The sequence below is a fragment of the Corynebacterium epidermidicanis genome (assembly GCF_001021025.1).
GTDB classification, from domain to species: domain Bacteria; phylum Actinomycetota; class Actinomycetes; order Mycobacteriales; family Mycobacteriaceae; genus Corynebacterium; species Corynebacterium epidermidicanis.
This window is the reverse complement of sequence record NZ_CP011541.1, coordinates 1762242-1781753: the sequence shown is the minus strand read 5'-3', so window position 1 is coordinate 1781753 and position 19512 is coordinate 1762242. Positions and strand designations below refer to the sequence as shown.

At 56.5% G+C, this 19512-nt stretch carries 17 protein-coding genes and 1 riboswitch; of the genes, 12 read left to right on the top strand and 5 right to left on the bottom strand.

Annotated elements, in window-relative coordinates; translation table 11 throughout:
• Positions 1–137 precede the first annotated feature (137 nt).
• Positions 138–1244, top strand: coding sequence for a branched-chain amino acid aminotransferase (locus tag CEPID_RS08245; RefSeq protein ID WP_047240567.1), 1107 nt, complete (start codon positions 138–140; stop codon positions 1242–1244).
• A gap of 10 nt (positions 1245–1254) precedes the next feature.
• Here CEPID_RS08245 and cobS read toward each other — a convergent pair whose 3' ends face one another.
• The 4 genes from cobS to CEPID_RS08225 all read right to left on the bottom strand — a co-directional run bounded on the left by cobS (position 1255) and on the right by CEPID_RS08225 (position 4439).
• Positions 1255–2094, bottom strand: coding sequence for an adenosylcobinamide-GDP ribazoletransferase (gene cobS, locus CEPID_RS08240; protein WP_047240566.1), 840 nt, complete (start codon positions 2092–2094; stop codon positions 1255–1257).
• Complete coding sequence (gene cobT / locus CEPID_RS08235; RefSeq protein WP_407921620.1) at positions 2095–3120, bottom strand: nicotinate-nucleotide--dimethylbenzimidazole phosphoribosyltransferase; 1026 nt, start codon at positions 3118–3120, stop codon at positions 2095–2097.
• Between the two features lie 93 nt (positions 3121–3213).
• On the bottom strand, positions 3214–3780 hold the full coding sequence (locus CEPID_RS08230; protein ID WP_047240564.1) for a bifunctional adenosylcobinamide kinase/adenosylcobinamide-phosphate guanylyltransferase: 567 nt from the start codon (positions 3778–3780) through the stop codon (positions 3214–3216).
• Between the two features lie 5 nt (positions 3781–3785).
• Positions 3786–4439 (bottom strand): DUF3043 domain-containing protein, encoded by a 654-nt coding sequence (locus CEPID_RS08225; protein ID WP_047240563.1) that lies wholly within the window; start codon positions 4437–4439, stop codon positions 3786–3788.
• A gap of 209 nt (positions 4440–4648) precedes the next feature.
• Here CEPID_RS08225 and CEPID_RS08220 point away from each other — a divergent pair, with 209 nt between their 5' ends.
• Positions 4649–4993 (top strand): HesB/IscA family protein, encoded by a 345-nt coding sequence (locus CEPID_RS08220; RefSeq protein WP_047240562.1) that lies wholly within the window; start codon positions 4649–4651, stop codon positions 4991–4993.
• Between the two features lie 475 nt (positions 4994–5468).
• On the opposite strand, the gene asnB is transcribed toward CEPID_RS08220, so the two are convergent.
• Complete coding sequence (gene asnB, locus CEPID_RS08215) at positions 5469–7391, bottom strand: asparagine synthase (glutamine-hydrolyzing) (RefSeq protein ID WP_047240561.1); 1923 nt, start codon at positions 7389–7391, stop codon at positions 5469–5471.
• A gap of 394 nt (positions 7392–7785) precedes the next feature.
• On the opposite strand from asnB, the gene ctaC reads away from it, so the two are divergent.
• The 10 genes from ctaC (at position 7786) to CEPID_RS08165 (ending at position 19503) form a co-directional block, all read left to right on the top strand.
• On the top strand, positions 7786–8898 hold the full coding sequence (gene ctaC / locus CEPID_RS08210; protein ID WP_047240560.1) for an aa3-type cytochrome oxidase subunit II: 1113 nt from the start codon (positions 7786–7788) through the stop codon (positions 8896–8898).
• An 18-nt stretch (positions 8899–8916) separates the two neighbouring features.
• Entirely contained in the window at positions 8917–9348 is a 432-nt protein-coding gene (gene ctaF, locus CEPID_RS08205) for an aa3-type cytochrome oxidase subunit IV (protein WP_047240559.1), read from the top strand.
• A gap of 657 nt (positions 9349–10005) precedes the next feature.
• Positions 10006–10620 (top strand): aa3-type cytochrome oxidase subunit III, encoded by a 615-nt coding sequence (gene ctaE, locus CEPID_RS08200; protein ID WP_144413489.1) that lies wholly within the window; start codon positions 10006–10008, stop codon positions 10618–10620.
• Positions 10621–10702: 82 nt separating this feature from the next.
• Entirely contained in the window at positions 10703–11593 is an 891-nt protein-coding gene (qcrC, locus tag CEPID_RS08195; protein ID WP_162488679.1) for a cytochrome bc1 complex diheme cytochrome c subunit, read from the top strand.
• A complete protein-coding gene (qcrA, locus tag CEPID_RS08190; RefSeq protein ID WP_047240556.1) occupies positions 11590–12804 on the top strand; it encodes a cytochrome bc1 complex Rieske iron-sulfur subunit in 1215 nt (404 codons plus the stop codon). Before qcrC ends, qcrA begins: the two co-directional genes overlap by 4 nt.
• Positions 12801–14432 (top strand): cytochrome bc1 complex cytochrome b subunit, encoded by a 1632-nt coding sequence (qcrB, locus tag CEPID_RS08185; protein ID WP_047240555.1) that lies wholly within the window; start codon positions 12801–12803, stop codon positions 14430–14432. Before qcrA ends, qcrB begins: the two co-directional genes overlap by 4 nt.
• A gap of 549 nt (positions 14433–14981) precedes the next feature.
• A riboswitch (cyclic di-AMP (ydaO/yuaA leader) is annotated at positions 14982–15168 on the top strand.
• A 10-nt stretch (positions 15169–15178) separates the two neighbouring features.
• Complete coding sequence (locus CEPID_RS08180; RefSeq protein ID WP_047240554.1) at positions 15179–15811, top strand: C40 family peptidase; 633 nt, start codon at positions 15179–15181, stop codon at positions 15809–15811.
• 385 nt (positions 15812–16196) lie between these two features.
• A complete protein-coding gene (locus CEPID_RS08175; RefSeq protein WP_236684225.1) occupies positions 16197–17273 on the top strand; it encodes a C40 family peptidase in 1077 nt (358 codons plus the stop codon).
• Positions 17274–17359: 86 nt separating this feature from the next.
• Complete coding sequence (locus CEPID_RS08170) at positions 17360–18478, top strand: glycosyltransferase family 4 protein (protein ID WP_047240553.1); 1119 nt, start codon at positions 17360–17362, stop codon at positions 18476–18478.
• Positions 18479–18540: 62 nt separating this feature from the next.
• A complete protein-coding gene (locus CEPID_RS08165; RefSeq protein ID WP_047240552.1) occupies positions 18541–19503 on the top strand; it encodes an ROK family protein in 963 nt (320 codons plus the stop codon).
• The last annotated feature ends 9 nt before the right edge of the window (positions 19504–19512 follow it).

The window sequence follows — 19512 nt, the reverse complement described above, 5'->3', positions numbered from 1 at the left end:
TGTGGTGGTAACGAATAGCAACAACTAAACCTTAGTCCAGGCTGATGGATCTCCGTCACAGCACTGGTGCCCAATTGTGGAGGTAAGACAGTGAAAGTGCTGCGCAGTGGCCGGAATTGCGTGTATCTTTAGTGAGCATGAACGAACTTGAATTTGTGATCGATCGCACACAAAGCGCTACTCCTGCGACGCAGATCGCCGACATTCTTGCTCATCCTGGTTTTGGTAAGCACTTTACAGACCACATGGTGACCATTGAATGGAACACTGACCAAGGCTGGCATGATGCCCGAGTCCGCCCCTACGCCCCGCTGAGCTTCGACCCGGCATCCAGCGTCTTGCACTATGGGCAGGCAATCTTTGAAGGCTTGAAGGCATATCGTCAGCCTGATGGGTCTATTGCTGCTTTCCGCCCCGAAGCAAATGCAGCCCGACTCAACGCTTCTGCTCGCCGGATGGCAATGCCGGAGCTGCCGGAAGATGTGTTTGTGGAAGCAGTCCGCCAGCTCGTGGATATCGATCGCGAATGGGTCCCGGCCGCTGGTGGAGAAGAATCCCTCTACCTGCGCCCATTCATGATCTCGACGGAAATCGGACTTGGCGTTCACCCCGCAAATTCCTACACCTTCGCGATTATTGCCTCCCCAGCCGGCGCCTACTTCAGCGGCGGTATCAACCCGGTTTCGGTATGGCTGTGTGAAGACTACGTCCGCGCCGCCCCAGGTGGTACGGGTGCTGCAAAGTTCGCTGGTAACTATGCGGCATCGTTGCTTGCTCAGGCACAGGCTGCCGAAAAGGGTTGTGACCAGGTGGTCTGGTTGGACGCGATCAAGCACGAAAACATTGAAGAAATGGGCGGGATGAACCTCGGCTTTATCTTCGGTGGCGACGATCAACCAACCCTAGTTACCCCACAGTTGAGCGGTTCGCTCTTGCCCGGCATCACCCGCGATTCGCTCCTACAGGTAGCCCAGGATCTGGGCCTACGTGTGGAAGAACGTACTATCACCACTTCGGAGTGGCGAGAGGCTGCCACCAGCGGCGCGATGACTGAAGCTTTTGCCTGTGGCACCGCTGCCGTGATTACCCCGGTCGGGACTGTGAAGTCCAAGGATGGGGAATTCCAAATCAATGGCGGAAAAACCGGCGAGATCACCATGAAGCTCCGCGAAACCCTCACCGGCATCCAGCGTGGCGAGGTCGCGGATCAGCACGGATGGAAGCACATCCTGGTATCTGCCTAGTGCCCCGGTGCTAGGATGCGATTCCTAGCGCCAACGCCGTGGTGGTGGCTGCGGCTGTTGCTGCGCATTCAATACTTGCGCCGACGCAGTCCCCATTGAGGCCGGCAAAGCGTCGGGAGCAATGTCGCGCGAGCACGAAAGCAATTACTAGCGCCGTCGCGCATGCTGCAGCCAGGCTCACAGCCAAGTGCTTATCGACGCCTACGGCAAGGCCCACGAGACCCACCGACGCAACCGCTAGCCAGCCTACGATCCAACCGGGTCGCAGGGTACCCACAATCAAACTGCCGAAACCTGTCGACGAGAACGGTCTGAAACCGCGGGTGCAGCCAATCATTCCGGCAGTACGGCTGATGAAGCCCACGGCAAGAATCGCCAGTCCGAAAAAAATGGGGGAAAGGTACTGTGCGAGGGAGGCATACGCTGCGACCTGGGTGAGTAGCACCAGCAGCGCGGTACCCATCCCGAGCGCGCCAGTCGAGGAATCCGCCAGAATCTCTTGGGCGCGTCGAGCGGGTGCATAAGAACCAAGTGCGTCCCCGACGTCGGCGAGACCATCAAGGTGCATCATTCGGGTTAATAGCTGGAACCCAGCTACGGTGAGTGCGGCCGCGAGGAGGGGAGTCGCCACAGCGTCGACAAGCCCGCCGATGAGCCCCACAATCAGGCCGATGACGACCCCGGCCACTGGAAGTGACGCCATGGCGCGCCTGCCAGTGGTGCGATCGAACGTGGAGGCGCCGCGGACGGGAAGCACTGTTAGCCAACTGATGACAGTTGCCGGGCCATCGATGAGGGCTGGACCGTGTGTGGGTTCCTCGCTCGGGGTTTGACCCGCTTTGCCGGACATCTAGATCGTCTCCGAGACTCCTGCGGATTCAAAGGTAGCCATGCTGTTCATGATGTTCGCGGCTGCGTGCACGAGTGGCAGGGCGGCTGCTGCGCCCGAGCCTTCGCCCAGGCGGAGGTTGTATTCCAGGAGTGGTTCGAGCTCCAGAAGCTGTAGGGCCGCTTTGTGCGCTGGTTCGACTGATTGATGCCCAGCGAGCCACCAGTTGCGGGCGCCTGGAGCCAGGCGGGTCGCCCATAGGGCCGCAGAAGTGACCACGGCGCCGTCCAAAATGACTGGGGTCCGTCGCACGGCGGCTTGGGCGAGGAAACCGGCCATGGCGGTGAGGTCGGGGGAGGAAATCGCCTGGAGGACGCGAACAGGGTCGTTGTAGTCGTTCCGGACACGGAACATGGCATCCCGAATGGCGGTGACCTTTCGTTTCCAGGCTTCGTCGTTGATACCAGTGCCTCGACCGACTACGGCAACCGGTTCGGAGCGGGTAGCTACCCCGATGAGTGCCGCGGCCGGCGTGGTATTTCCGATACCGAGGTCTCCAGCGATGAGCAGATCAGCGCCGGAATCTACTTCCTGGTCGGCGATCATCTTGCCGACGTTGAGCGCCCGAACCGCCTGCTCCTCGGTCATCGCGTCCTCGACATCGATGGAGCCACAAGATCGCGAGACTCGCTCGTCGCCCCATGCGTCATGGTCAAGTGAAATATCGGCGACTCGCACGGTAGCACCAGCAGATTCCGCTAAGGCGTTAATGCCGGCTCCGCCCGCGCGGATATTGGCGGCCATCTGGAGGGAGACCGCGGGTGGGTAAGCGGAGACTCCCTTGGCGGCGATCCCGTGGTCACCTGCGAAAACCACCACCCGTGCACGGCTGATTGGTCGAGGTGGAACCACGCCTTGGCATGCGCTCAGCCAGATGCCAATTTCCTCCAGGCGTCCCAGGCTACCTGCTGGTTTGGTGAGCTGATCCTGGTACGCCTGCGCTTGTTCCCGGACCTGTGGGCTGGGAATCTCGACGCGAGAAAAAATTTCCGCAGGGTCTACCACAATTAGCTCCTTGAGTGTTGTGCGATCTTCGGCAATAGAACTAGGCGCGGCCGCTCGGCCAGCTACCTTGGCAAGCTATTCGGGTTTTAAGGTTAGCGCGCATCCCGCGACGACGAGGTGTACTTGGTCCGCGCATTCGGCCACAGCTGCGTTGAGAGCACCGATGGTGTCTCTAAAAACCCGGCCTACAGGAGTTTCAGGGATCAACCCCATCCCAACTTCAGGGGTAACCATCACGACATTGCGGGCTGTTGTGGCTTGCAATGCTGCAACGAATTCTGCACAGCGTCTCTCGACGTCCCGCAGCTGGTCTTCCTTTTTTCCAGCCGTGGCGTCTGGCCAGGCATCGTGGCTATCAAATTGCTCGGAAAGCCACGTGCCAAGGTCATCAATGATGAGGGTCGGGCTTTGGGGCGAACATAAGACGTCGATGGCGTCCCGGCAATCCTCGGTGTGCCACTGAGCGGGGCGCGAGGCTTGATGCTTGGCGATACGCTGCGCAAAGTCCGTGTCACCGGGCCACGGCCGAGCTGTGGCCACATAAGTGACTGCGCTGGACTCGAGGCTGCTGATACGTGTGGTGAGCATTTCAGCGAACGCGGACTTGCCACTGCGGGCGCCACCGAGAACCAGCGTGATCATGCCTATTACACCTGGTCGCCGACCTTGACGCGAGGCTTCGGCGTGCGTAGGTTACGCAGCTGGGTTGCGCGAGAATACGCGTAGAAACCCATGCCAAATCCAGTGTCGGTGGTGTGTGGGAACTTCTCCCGTACCCGTTTGTTGGCGCCACGGCCGATAAAGATACCTTCGATAAGGAAACCCAAGATGATGACCATGGTCACCATCGATAGGGTGCCGGCGACCGTGGGGTAGATTTGGCCGACGAACATAATCACAAGCAGCGCTAAGGCGACCGGCAACACTAGGTTGTTCAGGAATCGCTTCGAGTCCACCCAATCGCGTACAAACTTGCGTTCCTCGCCCTTATCGCGAGGCAGCAGGTACTTTTCATCGCCGCGGTCCATTGCTGCTTGGGTTTCGCGCGCGCGTCGCTGCCGCTCTTCGCGTTGTTTATTTTTGTAAGCCTTGTATTCCTCTTTGGACATCGACTCTTTCATGGCTTTTCGACGCGCCCGTGCTTCCTTCGCGGTTTCGGGTGCAGCTACGGGGCCTCGGCGAACGCCGCGAGCCCGTTCCACCTCGTCACGTTTTGGCGTCGGACGGCCCTTTTTGGGCGTGTATGCCCGGGGGCGTTCGTCGTTGAAGTCACTACCAGAATTGTTCGTTGTATCGCTCACGTACTTAAGGCTACTTCAGCAGACTGTCTGCTTGGTATTTAGCCCAGGTAAGATGGGGTGGGAACAAAACTAGTCGACGATGAGTTATAGCTTAAGACGCAACAGGTTAACTACCACCGAGACACTTTCTGTGTGCATGTCAGCAAGCAGTAGGAGTAACTTGGAGGAAAGTTGACTTTCGTTCCATGAGCTTATGAAGGGAAACGCACATGACTGCTCCAGCATCCGCCACGGGTGTCGTTCTCACCGAGGCTGCCGCCGTGAAGGCAAAGGCTCTCCTCGACCAGGAAGGCCGTGATGACCTCGCATTGCGCATTGCAGTTCAGCCAGGTGGCTGCGCTGGCCTGCGTTACCAGCTTTACTTCGATGACCGTTCGCTCGATGGCGACAAGGAAGATGTCATCGGTGGCGTGAAGTTGGTAGTGGACAAGATGAGCGCCCCATACCTCTCCGGTGCCCGCATCGACTTCGCAGACACTATCGAGTCTCAGGGCTTTACCATCGATAACCCTAACGCCACCGGCTCCTGCGCTTGTGGTGACTCGTTCAACTAAGAACAGTTATCGCGAAACCCCGTGCTTCTGAGTTGCTGAAGCACGGGGTTTCGTCTGTCTGCGGCTAAGCGTGGCGGGTTGATTTCGCGCCTCCGGCAACCTGGCGTCAAGTAATGACAAGAGCGTCTTGGATTCGTGGTTTCCACATCGTAGTGGTCCCAAAACCTGCATCTATTGTTTGTCGGGGAGCTTTACATTGCTCTATGTCGTCACTTCGAAGTAGTCGGACTACCGCCGTCGGGTTTTTTAGATCATAAAACGCAGCTTTACGTAGTCGGACTACGCCGAAGCGACGACATAGCACGTGTGCAGCAAACCCGCACGGCCGGGGGCAGGCTGACCGGACACACTTTGTCTCTACTTAAACCGAAACTTGACCACACGGTAGCGTCAAAACTCGACCCCAAAATGACGCTACGGTGTGGTCAAGTTACGGCAAACTACAGTGAAGCGGCCACTGCGCCCCCTTGAGCAGTTAGAGCTCGACCGGGTACTCGCGTTGCTCAATCTGCGGATCAATGCGCTTTTCCACGAAAATGCCGTGCCAAATCATGAATGCCAAAACAGTCCAGAGTCGGCGCGAGTGGTCGGAGACGCCCTCGCGGTGTTCGTTCAACATTTCGAGCACGGCCGGCTTGTTGAAGATGTCGTCCGTGCCAGATTCTTTGATGGTGTCCTGGGCCCATCCAAAGAGCTCATCTCCGGCCAGCCAGTGGCGCATCGGCACTGGGAAACCCAACTTCTTGCGGTTGAGTACGTGTTCCGGCACGATGCCTTCCATAGCGCGTCGTAAAGCGTACTTGGTGGTGCCGTGGGAGATTTTCATGTCGTGGGGGATTGATTCCGCGACATCAAAGACGACCTTGTCAAGGAACGGCACGCGCAGCTCGAGGGAGTTAGCCATGGTGATTTTGTCGGCCTTGACCAAGATGTCGCCACGCATCCAAGTAAACAGGTCGAGGTGCTGCATGCGGGCTACGGGATCCATGTGGCGGGACTTGGCGTAGATCGGCGCGGTCACTTCGCGGTGGTCCCATTCTTTGCGAGCCCAAGGAATCACACGCTGCATCTGTTCGAAATTGAAGGAGCGAGCATTACCGTAATAACGCTCTTCCATGGTCATGGACCCGCGCTGCAGCAGGGACTTGCCCTTCATGCCATCGGGCAACCGGTCGCCGAGCACGCCGAGGCCACGTCGCAACGGGATAGGGATCTTTTCAAACGGCGCAAGCGATAGTGGCTCTTTGTAAATCGTGTAGCCGCCGAAGAGCTCGTCGGACCCCTCACCGGAAAGCACCACCTTGACGTGCTTGCGGGCTTCCTGGGCCACGAAGTACAGCGGGACCAGGGAAGGATCAGCCACCGGATCGTCCAAGTACCACATGATCTTTGGCACCGCCGCTACGTATTCCTCTGGCGAAACAATCTTAACGATATGCTCCACACCGATAGCCGCGGCGGATTCAGCGGCTACATCAACCTCTGAGTAGCCTTCGCGCTCAAAGCCTGTGGTGAAGGTGAGCAGGTTAGGATTATGACGCTTAGCCAGCGTAGCAATCGCGGTCGAATCGATGCCGCCGGACAAGAAAGAACCCACGGTCACATCCGCACGCATATGCTTTTCGACGCTGTCTTCCAGCGCCCGCGCGATGCGGTCAAACAAGTCCTGTTCCTTGTCTTTGGTTACTGGCGAGGTGTGGAATTTCGGCTCGAAGTAGCGCTGAGCCTGAACCTCTCCGCCAGGGGTTACGACTGCGAAGCACCCCGATTCGAGGCGACGGATGTCCTGGTGAAGGCTTTCCGGTTCCGGGACGTACTGGAGATCTACGTAGTGCTCTATCGCGCGGCGATCCAGGGCATCGCTAAGTCCGAGCGCCTCGGCCATGTCGAGCAGCGTCTTCTTTTCGGACGAAAATGCGGTGCCGACTGGGGTAGTGGCGTAATACAGTGGCTTGATGCCGAATTGGTCGCGTGCGAGGAAGAGTTTGCGTTCGACCGAGTCCCAGATTGCGATACCAAACATGCCACGCAGGTGGTTGACGACATCCGTCCCCCAGTGGTGATAACCCACCACAATTGTCTCACCATCGCCAGATGTATTGAAGCTGTAGCCCAGCTCTTGCAGTTCTTGGCGAAGCTCCACGTAGTTGTAGATCTCGCCGTTAAACGTCATGGCATACCGGTTCGGTTGATGCTCCGGGCCCCACTGCAAAGGCTGGTGGGAGTGGGCGATATCGATGATCGACAACCGATTGAAACCAAAGACCGCGTCGGCATCGTGCCAGGTTCCGGCGTCGTCAGGCCCGCGGTGCCGCATACATGGCAGCGCGTGGCTGATCGCCGAGTCGAACTTTTCTGCATCGCCGTGGGCGGTGAGCATGCCAAGAAGGCCACACATACGTCTTAATTCCCCTTAAATTTAAGGACTCGAATACCTGCACTCAAGAATACGGTGTGTTTCAGGGTAGTCCCCGCAGGCGCGCGACTGAAACCAGCCCGCTTGTCGACGACCGTGGCTAGTGAAACGTCCATCAACCGATAGTTGTTCCCCCGATAGGGGCAACATAATTGTGAATTGGATAACATCACCTTCGCTTGTAGGCTGCGCGGCTCGGCTAAAGGTGCAGATAGGGGGAACAAAATGGAAAATCTGAAGAAGCGATATCTGTACATTTGATAACGGTGGGGAACCATTTGGCGTGGAATTACGGAAAGAATGCGATAGTCTGCACAGTTAGGAATGGGATCTTTAGGATTCTTATGGTTTGTGTGGAACAGGAAGGCAGACACACGTGGAACAGCGAAACAAGCGTGGTTTCCAGCGCAAGGCGCTGCTTGCTGGCGTTTTGAGCGTAGGTAGCTTTGCGCTCGCCGGCTGCGACGTAGCACCGCCGGAGAATGGATTCTTCGAGGCGCTTCGCATGGGCGTGCCGTACGGCGTTACCCCAGAAGCAACCGCAATTGGAAATTTCTGGGTGTGGGTCTGGGTGACCGCCTGGATTATCGGCATCGTTATGTGGGGCCTGATGATCTACTCCATGGTCGGCTTCTCTGCAAAGAAGGCTGCCAAGGCTGGCAAGGGTGAGTTCCCGAAGCAGCTTCAGTACAATGTGCCGCTGGAACTCGTACTGACTATCGTCCCAATTTTCATCGTGATGGCACTGTTCTTCTTCACCGTGCAAACCCAAGACAAGGTTACTGCTCTGGACAAGGACCCTCAGGTTAAGGTCGACGTCACGGCATTCCAGTGGAACTGGAAGTTTGGTTACGCGCAGGTTGGTTCTGAGCTTTCTCCAACGGGTGGTACCTACGAGGGTGTGCACCAAGCTCGCCAGGACCAGGCAGAGGCTTCCAAGATCGATGCCAACTACGCAGCCGATCCACACCATGGTGGCCTCGGTGGCCCAATCCACGGCAAGTCCAAGTCTGACATGTCGTACTTGCGCTACAACAAGATTGAGACCGTGGGCACCACCGACGAGATCCCGGTGCTGGTTCTCCCGACCAATACTCCGATCGAGTTCGACCTCGCATCTTCCGATGTTGGACACGCGTTCTGGGTTCCTGAGTTCCTTTTCAAGCGCGATGCCTACCCTCAGCCTGAGGCGAACAACTCTCAGCGTCGCTTCCAGATTGAAAAGATCGAGAAGGAAGGCGCCTTCGTCGGTCGCTGTGCAGAAATGTGTGGCACCTACCACGCTATGATGAACTTTGAAGTTCGCGCAGTGACGCCAGAGAAGTTTAAGCAATACATTAAGTTCCGCAATGAGAATCCAGAAGCCACCAATGCTGAGGCGCTGAACTCCATTGGGGAAGAGCCATACGCTACCTCGACTAAGCCTTTCGTCTCCGGACGTCTGGATACCCGTGACGGCGCGAACACTGTCGAAAACGCAGCGAAGTAATCAAAGGGGTACAGCACAATGAAGTCCAGCGCAAAAATCATGTATGGTCTTGCGACCTTCTTGTTGATCATGACAGTGATCTACTTCGTCGCTACCGCAAAGGTCGCCGATGCCGGCAGTATTCAAGGTATCGAGTGGGCGGGTGGTACGGGTCTTACTCTGGCCACTGGTCTCTGCCTGATGCTTGGTGGATACTTCCACTTCACCGAACGCCGCATGGATATTCTTCCTGAGGACTGGGAAGAAGCAGAGGTCGAAGACAAGACCGGTATGCTCGGTTTCTTTAGCCCAAGCTCCATCTGGCCAGCGGTTATGGCCGGTGCTATTGCCGTCCTTGGCTTTGGTATCGTCTACATGCACTACTGGTTGATTGCTTTTGGTGCCATGATTCTTATCTGGTCCGGCACTATGCTGAACCTGCAGTATGGCATTCCGAAGGAAAAGCACTAGTCATTAGCTGTTAAACATAAATCCTGCAGCCTTCCATGGGAGGGAGCAGGATTTTTTGTTTGGTTTAACGGGTAATCGGAATTGCCTTGGCGGGCTAGTTGCAGTCCAGCAGGGTTCTTTACGCTGCTATCCGTAGTTCGTCATTTATGTAGTGGCCGTCACTGTTAGTCGCATCGCGTCGTGTGGTGGACATTGTCCTTCATTCCGGCCGATCTTTGGTGGGAACTTTCCGTAGTCTGGGTGTGTTGATGGGCTAAAAGCGTGTCTAAGCACGTCTTTTTGGTGGGGTGCTTATGTAGCGGCGCCTAGCGAAGGGGGTAAACCTTTAGTTGTAGTAGTGGGTTATTCGGCCGTAATCCGGTGTGAGATGTATCTCAGGGTCAAGGCAAACAAGTGGGCAATTTTGTCCAACCGTTGCGCTAAAATTGCTTCCGGACGAGCCTCGGTGCCGATGGGGAAGGGCTGTAGTCGGCTAAACCGCGTTGTGACCAGCAGAAACCTTGGCGTCGGACACTGTGGGGGAATAGTTCCCGTGGGGGTGTCAGAAAATACTTTAAATTTTTCCGGCCAACCCACCTGGGAAAACAGACGCTACTTAAGTTCACTTCGGGGGGATACGAAGTGACTTAATCGTGACCAACCGGCATACTAGATTGCGTGACGAGCGCAGTTGGAAATAAAGGAATGGCAGCACCACAGCGTGTTGTGGCACTGAACCGGCCAAACATGGTCAGTGTCGGCACGATTGTGTTCCTGTCTCAGGAATTGATGTTCTTCGCTGGCCTCTTCGCGATTTACTTTGTATCTCGCGCAAATGGGCAGGGAGAAGCGTGGGATTGGGGTACTGGACACCTCAAGGTTCCTTACGCATTGTTGATCACCGTAATTCTGGTGTCGTCTTCTGTGACGGCCCAGGCTGGTGTTTTTGCCGCTGAACGAGGGGATGTGTTCAAGCTTCGGTTGTGGTATGCAATCACAATCTTGCTGGGTGCGATATTCCTGGTTGGCCAGGCTTACGAGTACTACAACCTCGTACATGAGGGTCTGACCATCCAGAGCTCCGTTTACGGTTCGGCCTTCTTCATTACGACCGGCTTCCACGCCGCTCACGTCCTCGCAGGCGTGCTCGGATTCGTTGTGGTGCTGCTCCGTATTGCGAAGTCGAAGTTCACCCCAGCGCAGGCAACCGCGGCGATGGCAGTGTCCTACTACTGGCACTTTGTCGACGTCGTGTGGATCGGCCTGTTCATCACCATTTACTTCATTCAGTAGGCCGTAGGGGCATGAAGCTTCCGGCCGGTAGCTTCGTTAAGGCCTACAGCCCTTCACTTTCCGCAACCGAGATTTAAGGGAAATGATGGAAACCAACCCAACAAAGCAGGAGGACGTTGTGAACGCATCGACTACTGCGAAGAAGGCCAAGAGCCGACGGAAGGCACGCCGCACTTTGGCTGGCGCTGCTGCACTGACTCTCGGCCTCACCAGCGCGGGGCTTTTGGCCTCCGCTTTCACGCCTGATGCGCAAGTTGTTACGGCATCGACTGATCAACAAGCTTTGGTAGCAGAGGGCAAGGCGCTGTACGACACTGCCTGCATCACCTGTCACGGAACCAACCTGCAAGGCGAAGAGGGCCGTGGCCCATCGCTCATCGGCGTTGGCGAAGGCGCAGTGTACTTCCAGGTTCACTCTGGGCGTATGCCTATGCTGCGCAATGAGGCTCAGGCTGCTCGTAAGCCACAGCGCTTCTCCGAGCAACAGACCCTGGCGATCGCAGCTTATGTGAACGCAAACGGTGGCGGCCCTGGCATCGTCAAGAATGAAGACGGCTCTGTGGCCATGGAGTCGTTGCGGGGTAAGAACTTCGACGGGCAGATCGACCCAGCCGACATTGCTCGTGGTTCTGAGCTCTTCCGTTTGAACTGTGCATCTTGCCACAACTTCACTGGTCGTGGTGGCGCACTTTCTTCCGGCAAGTACGCTCCATACCTCGATCCAGCTAACGAGCAAGAGATCTACCAGGCCATGCTCACTGGCCCGCAGAACATGCCTAAGTTCTCTGATCGTCAGCTCACTGAGGACGAGAAGAAGGACATCATTGCCTACATTAAGGCTGCCAAGGAAACCCCAAGCCCAGGCGGGTACGCACTGGGTGGCCTCGGCCCAGTCTCTGAAGGCATGTTTATGTGGCTAATCGGTATCGCGGCTCTGATCGCCGCTGCTCTGTGGATTGGATCTCGCTCATGAGCAACAACGTCAACAAGAACTACACGAGCCAAGAGCTCAAAGCCATGAGCAATGACGAACTTGCTCGTCTGGGCACCGAACTTGATGAAGTTACGGTCGCTTACCGCAAGGAACGTTTCCCAATTGCGAATGACCCCGCTGAAAAGCGTGCAGTCACCAACGTTGGCTTCTGGTTTGCCCTTGCTATTGTGATGGCGCTTGCCTTCATGGCGGTCTACCTGTTCTGGCCTTGGGAGTACAAGGGCCTCGGTGAAGACGGCAAGTGGGTCTACACTTTCTACACCCCGCTGCTGGGTGTCACGATGGGTCTGTCGATCCTTTCGATGGCCATCGGCGTCGTTCAGTACCAGAAGAAGTTCATCCCAGAGGAAATCTCGGTGCAGCGCCGTCACGACGGCGGGTCTGACGAAGTTGATCGCGCTACCTTGGTTGCGTTGCTCAATGACTCCTGGGAGACTTCGACCCTCGGTCGTCGTAAAGTGCTTATGGGCCTCATGGGTACCTCAGCAGTTCTCGCTGGCCTCGCGATCATCTTCCCACTTGGCGGCATGATCAAGAACCCTTGGAAGAAGAAGGAGGGTGCCCTCGACTACAACGGTGACGGTACTCTCTGGACTTCCGGTTGGACCCAGATTGAAGATGGTAAGAAGATCTACCTCGGTCGCGATACGTCTGCTATCGCTGAAAAGCACGGCGAGCACTACAGCACCACTGGTGTTACCCGCCTGGTTCGTATGCGTCCAGAGGATCTTTCCGCCGCAGCTATGGAGACCGTCTTCCCACTGTGTGAAGAAGACGTAAACGACGGCGACTCCTACGATCCGAAGCGCGATGTGTACACCATGCACATGCACTCCATCCATGGCCCTCGTAACGCAGTGATGCTCATCCGCCTGCGCTCCGAAGATGCTAAGAAGGTTATCGAGCGCGAAAACCAGGAAGACTTCCACTACGGCGACTACTACGCGTACTCGAAGATCTGCACCCACATCGGCTGTCCAACCTCGCTGTACGAAGCACAGACCAACCGAATTCTGTGCCCATGTCACCAGTCACAGTTCGATGCACTGCGCTACGGCAAGCCGTTGTTCGGTCCTGCCGCCCGCGCGCTGCCACAGCTGCCAATCACCGTCGACGAAGAGGGCTACCTCATCGCCAAGGGTAACTTCATTGAGCCGGTTGGCCCGGCATTCTGGGAGCGTAAGTCATGAGCAACAAACTAGATCAACTCGGAAATAACCTAGATTCGCGTTACCCATTTGCTGGCGTAGTACGCACGAACATCAACAAGGTCTTCCCAACGCACTGGTCCTTCATGCTTGGTGAGGTTGCTCTCTACAGCTTCATCATCTTGTTGCTGTCCGGTATCTACCTCACCCTGTTCTTTGACCCATCGATCACCAAGGTGATCTACGACGGTGCATATGCACCGCTTAACGGCGTCGAAATGTCTCGCGCGTACGAGACGGCGTTGAACCTTTCTTTCGAAGTTCGCGGTGGTCTGTTTATCCGTCAGCTGCACCACTGGGCAGCTCTCATGTTCGCCGTCTCCATCATGGTTCACATGATGCGCGTGTTCTTCACCGGTGCATTCCGTCGTCCACGTGAGGCCAACTGGATCATCGGCTGTGTCCTGCTGATCCTGTCCGTCGCTGAAGGCTTCATGGGATACTCTCTGCCGGACGACCTGCTCTCCGGCGTTGGTCTGCGAATCATGTCTGCGATCGTGGTGTCCCTGCCGATCATCGGTACCTGGATGCACTGGGCTGTTTTCGGTGGTGACTTCCCATCCGAAATCATGCTGGACCGCTTCTACATTCTGCACGTTCTGTTGATCCCGGGCATCATTCTCGCCCTGATCGCAGCTCACGTGGCAATCGTGTGGTTCCAGAAGCACACCCAGTTCCCTGGACCTGGTCGTGCAGAGAACAATGTTGTTGGTGTCCGAATCCTGCCAGTGTTCGCTGTAAAGGGTGTCGCCTTCGGTCTGTTCACCTTCGGTGTGCTGGCGCTGATGGCTGGTGTAACCACCATCAACGCAATTTGGAACCTTGGTCCATACAACCCAGCCCAGGTTTCCGCTGGTTCCCAGCCGGATATCTACATGCTGTGGACGGACGGTGCAGCTCGTGTGATGCCAGCCTGGGAACTCTACCTGGGCAACTACACGATCCCAGCAGTGTTCTGGGTAGCCGTCATGCTCGGTATCCTCGTGGTTCTGCTGTTTGCTTATCCATTCATCGAGAAGAAGATCACTGGCGACGACGCTCACCACAACCTGTTGCAGCGCCCGCGCGACGTGCCAGTTCGTACCGCTCTTGGTGCAATGGCCCTGATGTTCTACTTCTTGCTGACTCTGTCGGGTGGTAACGACCTCTTCGCCTACCACTTCCAGATTTCGTTGAACGCAATGACCTGGGTTGGTCGTATCGGTTTGATCGTGCTGCCGGCACTGACCTACTTCTTGACCTACCGAATTTGTGTGGGCCTGCAGCGCTCTGACCGTGAAGTTCTCGAGCATGGTATCGAGACCGGTGTCATCCACCAGCTCTCGAATGGTGCCTTCATCGAAGTACACCAGCCGCTTGGCCCGGTCGACGAGCATGGTCACCCAATCCCGCTGGAATACGCTGGCGCTAAGGTGCCAAAGCAGATGAACGAACTCGGCTTTGCCGATTCGCTCAGCCGCGGTTCTGCGTTCAAGGCTGATGATGAGGCAATCGCTGCCAAGGCAGCCGAGATCGCTCACGAGAATCACGAAGAAGAGCTTGAGATGTACCGCGCGCTCAATGAAGCTAATCGTGCGGAAGATATCGAGAACGGTCGTTCCCCTAAGTAAGGAAAACCTGACTGTCTAGCTCGTTTTAAGGGCCCAGGAGATACCTCCTGGGCCCTTTACTTTGCGTGGAGCACAGTGGCCATCAAAATGTCTATCGCTATTACATTCGTTGGCCAGGCGACAATCAGCTTTTGATGTCTTCTCGCTCGAGCTTGCCTTCAACCTGAACACATCTTGTATCGACCACTGATGGTGAGGGCGTTATTGATGTGGCTCATGCGAACCGTGAGGTTCGCCCGCTGTAAACGTGAGTTAAATCTCAAAGTTTCAGAAAATTGCCAAGAATGGATTTGTAGAAGGAGTGCCTTCTCGTGACACGAGCCGGCACTTGAGACAATTTGTCTGGACTGAACTGGGTAAACGATGGGTTGGCATTGCGGGCTGCTAGGGCTGGCGGTTTATTGGGGGAACCTGGCAGTCTTGTCCGACTTTTTGATAACGGCGCGATAACAAAAAAATAACGCGTGTCTTATTGGACAACGGCCGTGACCATTTCGTAATCTTGTCGAGACATTGCGGGATGGTCGAATTGGCCAAAACCTGGAATATAAATCAAATATGCCTAATCGGAGTGAAGTTCAAGAGTTCCCTCTTGAGTTGCGCTCTGAGCCGGGGAACCACAGTTTTCTGGGGTGAATCCACTGGAGAGCTTCGTTGTATGGCGAAGTGGTCAGTGGTAGGGAGCCTTCCGTTTCCGAATCCGACAGCTAACCCGGCCGGCTAAAAGGAAGATTTGGAGATTATTCGTGGGTAAACACACCCGTTCTACTGTTTCATTTGGTGCAAAGGCTTCTGCAACTGCTGTCGCCGTAGGCTCTGCTGTAGCTCTTGCCACGCCGGCAAACGCGGCTGAGGTAGTTGTTCCTAACACCAACCTGCGGATGGAACTCGCTGGTTTGGAAAATGTTCCAAACATTGCTTCCGTTCCTGGAATTCAGCAATGGGTACCGTCGCTGGCAGCTCAAGGTGAAGTAGTCAGCTACAACGCTAACGTTCAGCAAGCTGCTGTTCCGGCCGAGGCTGCACCACAGCAGACCGCTGGTCAGGCTATCGTCGACGCTGCACGTTCCAAGATTGGATCTCCATATGTTTATGGCGCTGCCGGCCCAAACGCCTTCGATTGCTCTGGTTTGACATCTTGGGCTTACGCTCAGGTGGGCAAGCAGATTCCGCGTACCTCTTATGCTCAGGCGGCGCAGGGCACTCCTGTCTCTCGTGATCAGTTGCAGGCTGGCGATATCGTTGCATTCTATGGTGGCGCATCCCACGTGGGTATCTACACCGGCCATGGGACTGTTATCCACGCTCTGACCGAAGGTACTCCACTGTCTGAGCACCCGCTCGACTACATGCCGTACCACTCTGCAGTGCGTTTCTAAGCGCCGTCCCTAGTGCTGCCATTAGCAGGCCTCCACCCAGTGGGTGTGACGCCTGCTTTTGCATTTGCTGGGCAGACTTTCACACTAGGGAGGGGCTAGTGGATACTCCGGGCCTATTCGTCAGTTTCGAGCTTCTAGTCACAGATCATTCGGTAGTAAAAGGGGGTATAGTGCTTCCGAGAAAGCTATCTAGCTGCCTTGCCGGTCGGACCGTGCTCGTTTGCTGTTCCTAATGGAGGGACCCAGTCGAAAAATCCGAGGCCTTGCGCTTGTTTTAAGCTTGCGTTAAGGGTAGTCTTAGATATCATTTGTGGCTGAAGTTCAGCATCAGGGTGGTACAACCGTCGCCACCTACATTCGCCTTTTGCTTCCTAGAAAGACCTTCGTGAACTCTCGTAACCTCACTACGCGTGCGCTAGGCCTCGCATTGGCCTGCGCTGTCCTCAGTAGCCCCTGTGCCGTCGCGGACCCTGTTTCCGCGCCCGCAGTTTCCGCTACACCAGCGCCTAACCTCGATTCGATCACTTCTGTGCCTGAACTCATGACAGCATTGGAGCAGGCTTCTAAGAAGGCAAGCGCCAAGAACGAAGAGTTCAAGCAAACGCAACAGGATATCCAAGCCAAGGAAAAAGAGGTGGCTTCGGCTAAGGAGAGCGTTGCCAAGGCCAAGAGCGAGATTGATTCCGCTCGAGCGGCGGAGTCGCTGGCGCGGGCGGACGTCGAAAAACTTGCGCAGTCCCGCTACCGCGGGGTGAACGTAGATCCGTTGACTGCGGTGATTAATGCGGATGGCCCTCAGAATGCGATTGATCGTTCTGCCTACATGACCGCTTACGCGCGCAAGGCAAAGGAAGCCCTTGCTCGTCAGGAGGAGGCGACTCGGGACGCTGGGGAAGCGCACAGCAAGGCCGCTCGTCTGGAAGCGAAGCTCAATTATCAAATGGCGGACTTGCAGTACAAGCGAAGCGTGCAGGAAAAGCAAGAAAGCGAACTCAAGGATCGGATCGAGAAGATCCAAAAGCGCGTTGACGGGTTGAATAAGGAAGAGCGCGCGGCTTGGGAAGCTAAAAATAACCCGGTCGCAGGCTATTCGCTTGCCGGGGTGAACGGAAGCAATCCGGAAGGCATGAAGGCGCTTGAGGCGGCCATGACCAAGCTTGGTTCGCCATACGGTTGGGGAGCCACCGGTCCGAACGTCTTTGACTGCTCCGGCCTGGTCGTGTGGTCCTATGCGCAACAAGGCAAGACGCTTCCTAGGACGTCGCAGGCCCAGATGGCCGGTGGAATCCCAGTGAGTCGCGCGGATCTGCAACCCGGCGACGTTGTTGGCTACTACCCAGGCGCAACCCACGTCGGCATTTATGCCGGAAACGGCAAGCTTGTGCACGCTTCCGACTACGGCATTCCCGTGCAGGTTGTCGACGTTGATTCAATGCCTTTCTATGGGGCACGTCGCTATTAACAGCGACCTCTCACCGCTATCGGCTGTCTGAGGGGCAATCTGGGGCTATGAGGTACCACTAGGCGACGGAAGGCTAACCTGATCCCATGAGTCGCGTGCTGCTGGTCACCAACGATTTCCCGCCTACCCTAGGGGGCATTCAGTCCTACCTTCGGGACTTCGTGGCGACCCTCGATCCCAGCGAGGTAGTCGTGTTGTGTTCTACCCAAGACGGCTCTGCCGCCGCAGCCTTCGATGCTCAGCTGCCTTACCGCGTGGTGCGGATGCCTCAGCGAGTACTCCTCCCTACGCCCTCGGTGGCAGCCAAAATGGCTGACATCATCGCTGAAGAACACATCGACGTAGTCTGGTTCGGCGCTGCCGCTCCGCTCGGATTGCTTGGCCCGGTAGCAAGACGTGCAGGGGTACGGCGAATCGTTGCCAGCACCCATGGGCACGAGGTGGGCTGGTCGATGCTTCCTATTGCTCGCCAGCTGTTACGCCGGATCGGAGATCACGCCGATGTCGTCACTTATATCTCTGCATATACCTTGCGTCGGCTACAGCCCGCGTTTGGCGCATCGCCACGGTTCATTCACTTGCCCTCTGGGGTCTCGGCAGCAGCTTTTCGACGCCCCGATCCACTTCCACTTCCACCACAGCTCAGCGGGATTCCAGCGGATGCTCCGATTGTGCTCTGTATGTCTCGGCTGGTCGCTCGAAAAGGTCAGGATAGCCTCATTCGGGTGTGGCCCGAGATCCTCAAGAAGCATCCAGAGGCATTCCTCGTAATAGTTGGCCAAGGTCGCTACGAATCCGTATTGCGCAGGCTAGCTTCCCGGACTCGTAATATTCGAATTACTGGTCGGGTATCGCAGTCTGACGCGGTCGCATTGCTGCACCACTGCGCACTATTCGCGATGCCTGCTCGGACGCGAGGACGTGGCTTGGACGTCGAAGGCCTGGGAATTGTTTATCTGGAGGCCCAAGCAGCCGGACGACCAGTCATTGCCGGCGACTCTGGTGGTGCGCCCGAAACCGTCACGGCTGCCACGGGTCGGGTGGTAGCTGGCCGAGATCGAGATCAGTTGCGACGGGAAATCCTAACGTTGCTTGGTGACGACAACCTCCGGGCCACCATGGGGAAGGCGGGACGCGAGCACGTCGAAAAGCAGTGGAATTGGGAACTATTGGGGCAGCGCCTGCGGCTCGCGCTTTTCAACTAAGCCCGCTCGGACGGCTATACTTACCGAAGTTTTATGCCTCAATAGACGGGAACGACAGCAGGATGAGCGATTCGGCACAACACGCCAGCCCAGTGTCCATAGGCTTTGATATTGGTGGTACTAACTTGCGGGCATCTGTGGTGGACCGTGCAGGCCGAGTCGTAGACACCCTGCAAGAGAAGTCTCGTAGAGATGCCGAATGCATGGAGCACCTAATTGTCGAAATGACACGGTCCTTGCAGAATAGACACCAAGTTGGGGCAGTGGGGGTAGCCGTGGCCGGGTTCCTCGACCCGACCTGTTCTATTGTGCAGTTCGCACCGCACTTGCCGTGGCGTGATGCTCCGTTGAAATCTCGGCTGCAGGAGCATCTCGACGTCCCCGTGGTGCTCGAACACGACGCTAATTCGGCTGCATATGGTGAGTTTCGTTACGGTGCCGCGGTGGGTGCCAAAACTTGGGCGTTGTGCGCTATCGGAACCGGAATTGGTGCCACCCTCATGCATAATGGCGAGATTTTCCGTGGTGCCTACGGTATTGCGCCAGAGCTCGGGCACTTGCCGGTGGTGCCCAATGGGCGGCCGTGTGCGTGTGGTAAGCGCGGGTGCTTAGAAAGGTATTGTTCCGGAACTGCCTTGGCGTTTGGGGCGCGAGAATTGTTGGAGTCTGATCCGGGAACTTCCTCACCGCTGAGGGACAAACCGGAATTTACCGGCGAAGATGTCATGCGAGCCGCTCGTGCGGGCGACGAGCTAGCTTTGCGAGCGATGGGTGATTTCAGCGATTGGCTCAGTATCGCGTTGTCGATGGTGGGCGATATTTTCGACCCAGAGCTGATAGTTGTTGGTGGTGGGGTTTCGGCGAATGCGGATCTCTTCCTTTCTGCTGCTACGCAAAAGGCACAAAAGCTGGTAGTTGGTGCCGGCCACCGCCCACAACCGCTTGTCAAAGTAGCTGAATTAGGTGGCGATGCGGGCATGATTGGCGTGGCTACGTTGGCAGCGTCTGCAGCCGGACTGTGGTAATCGTGCCTA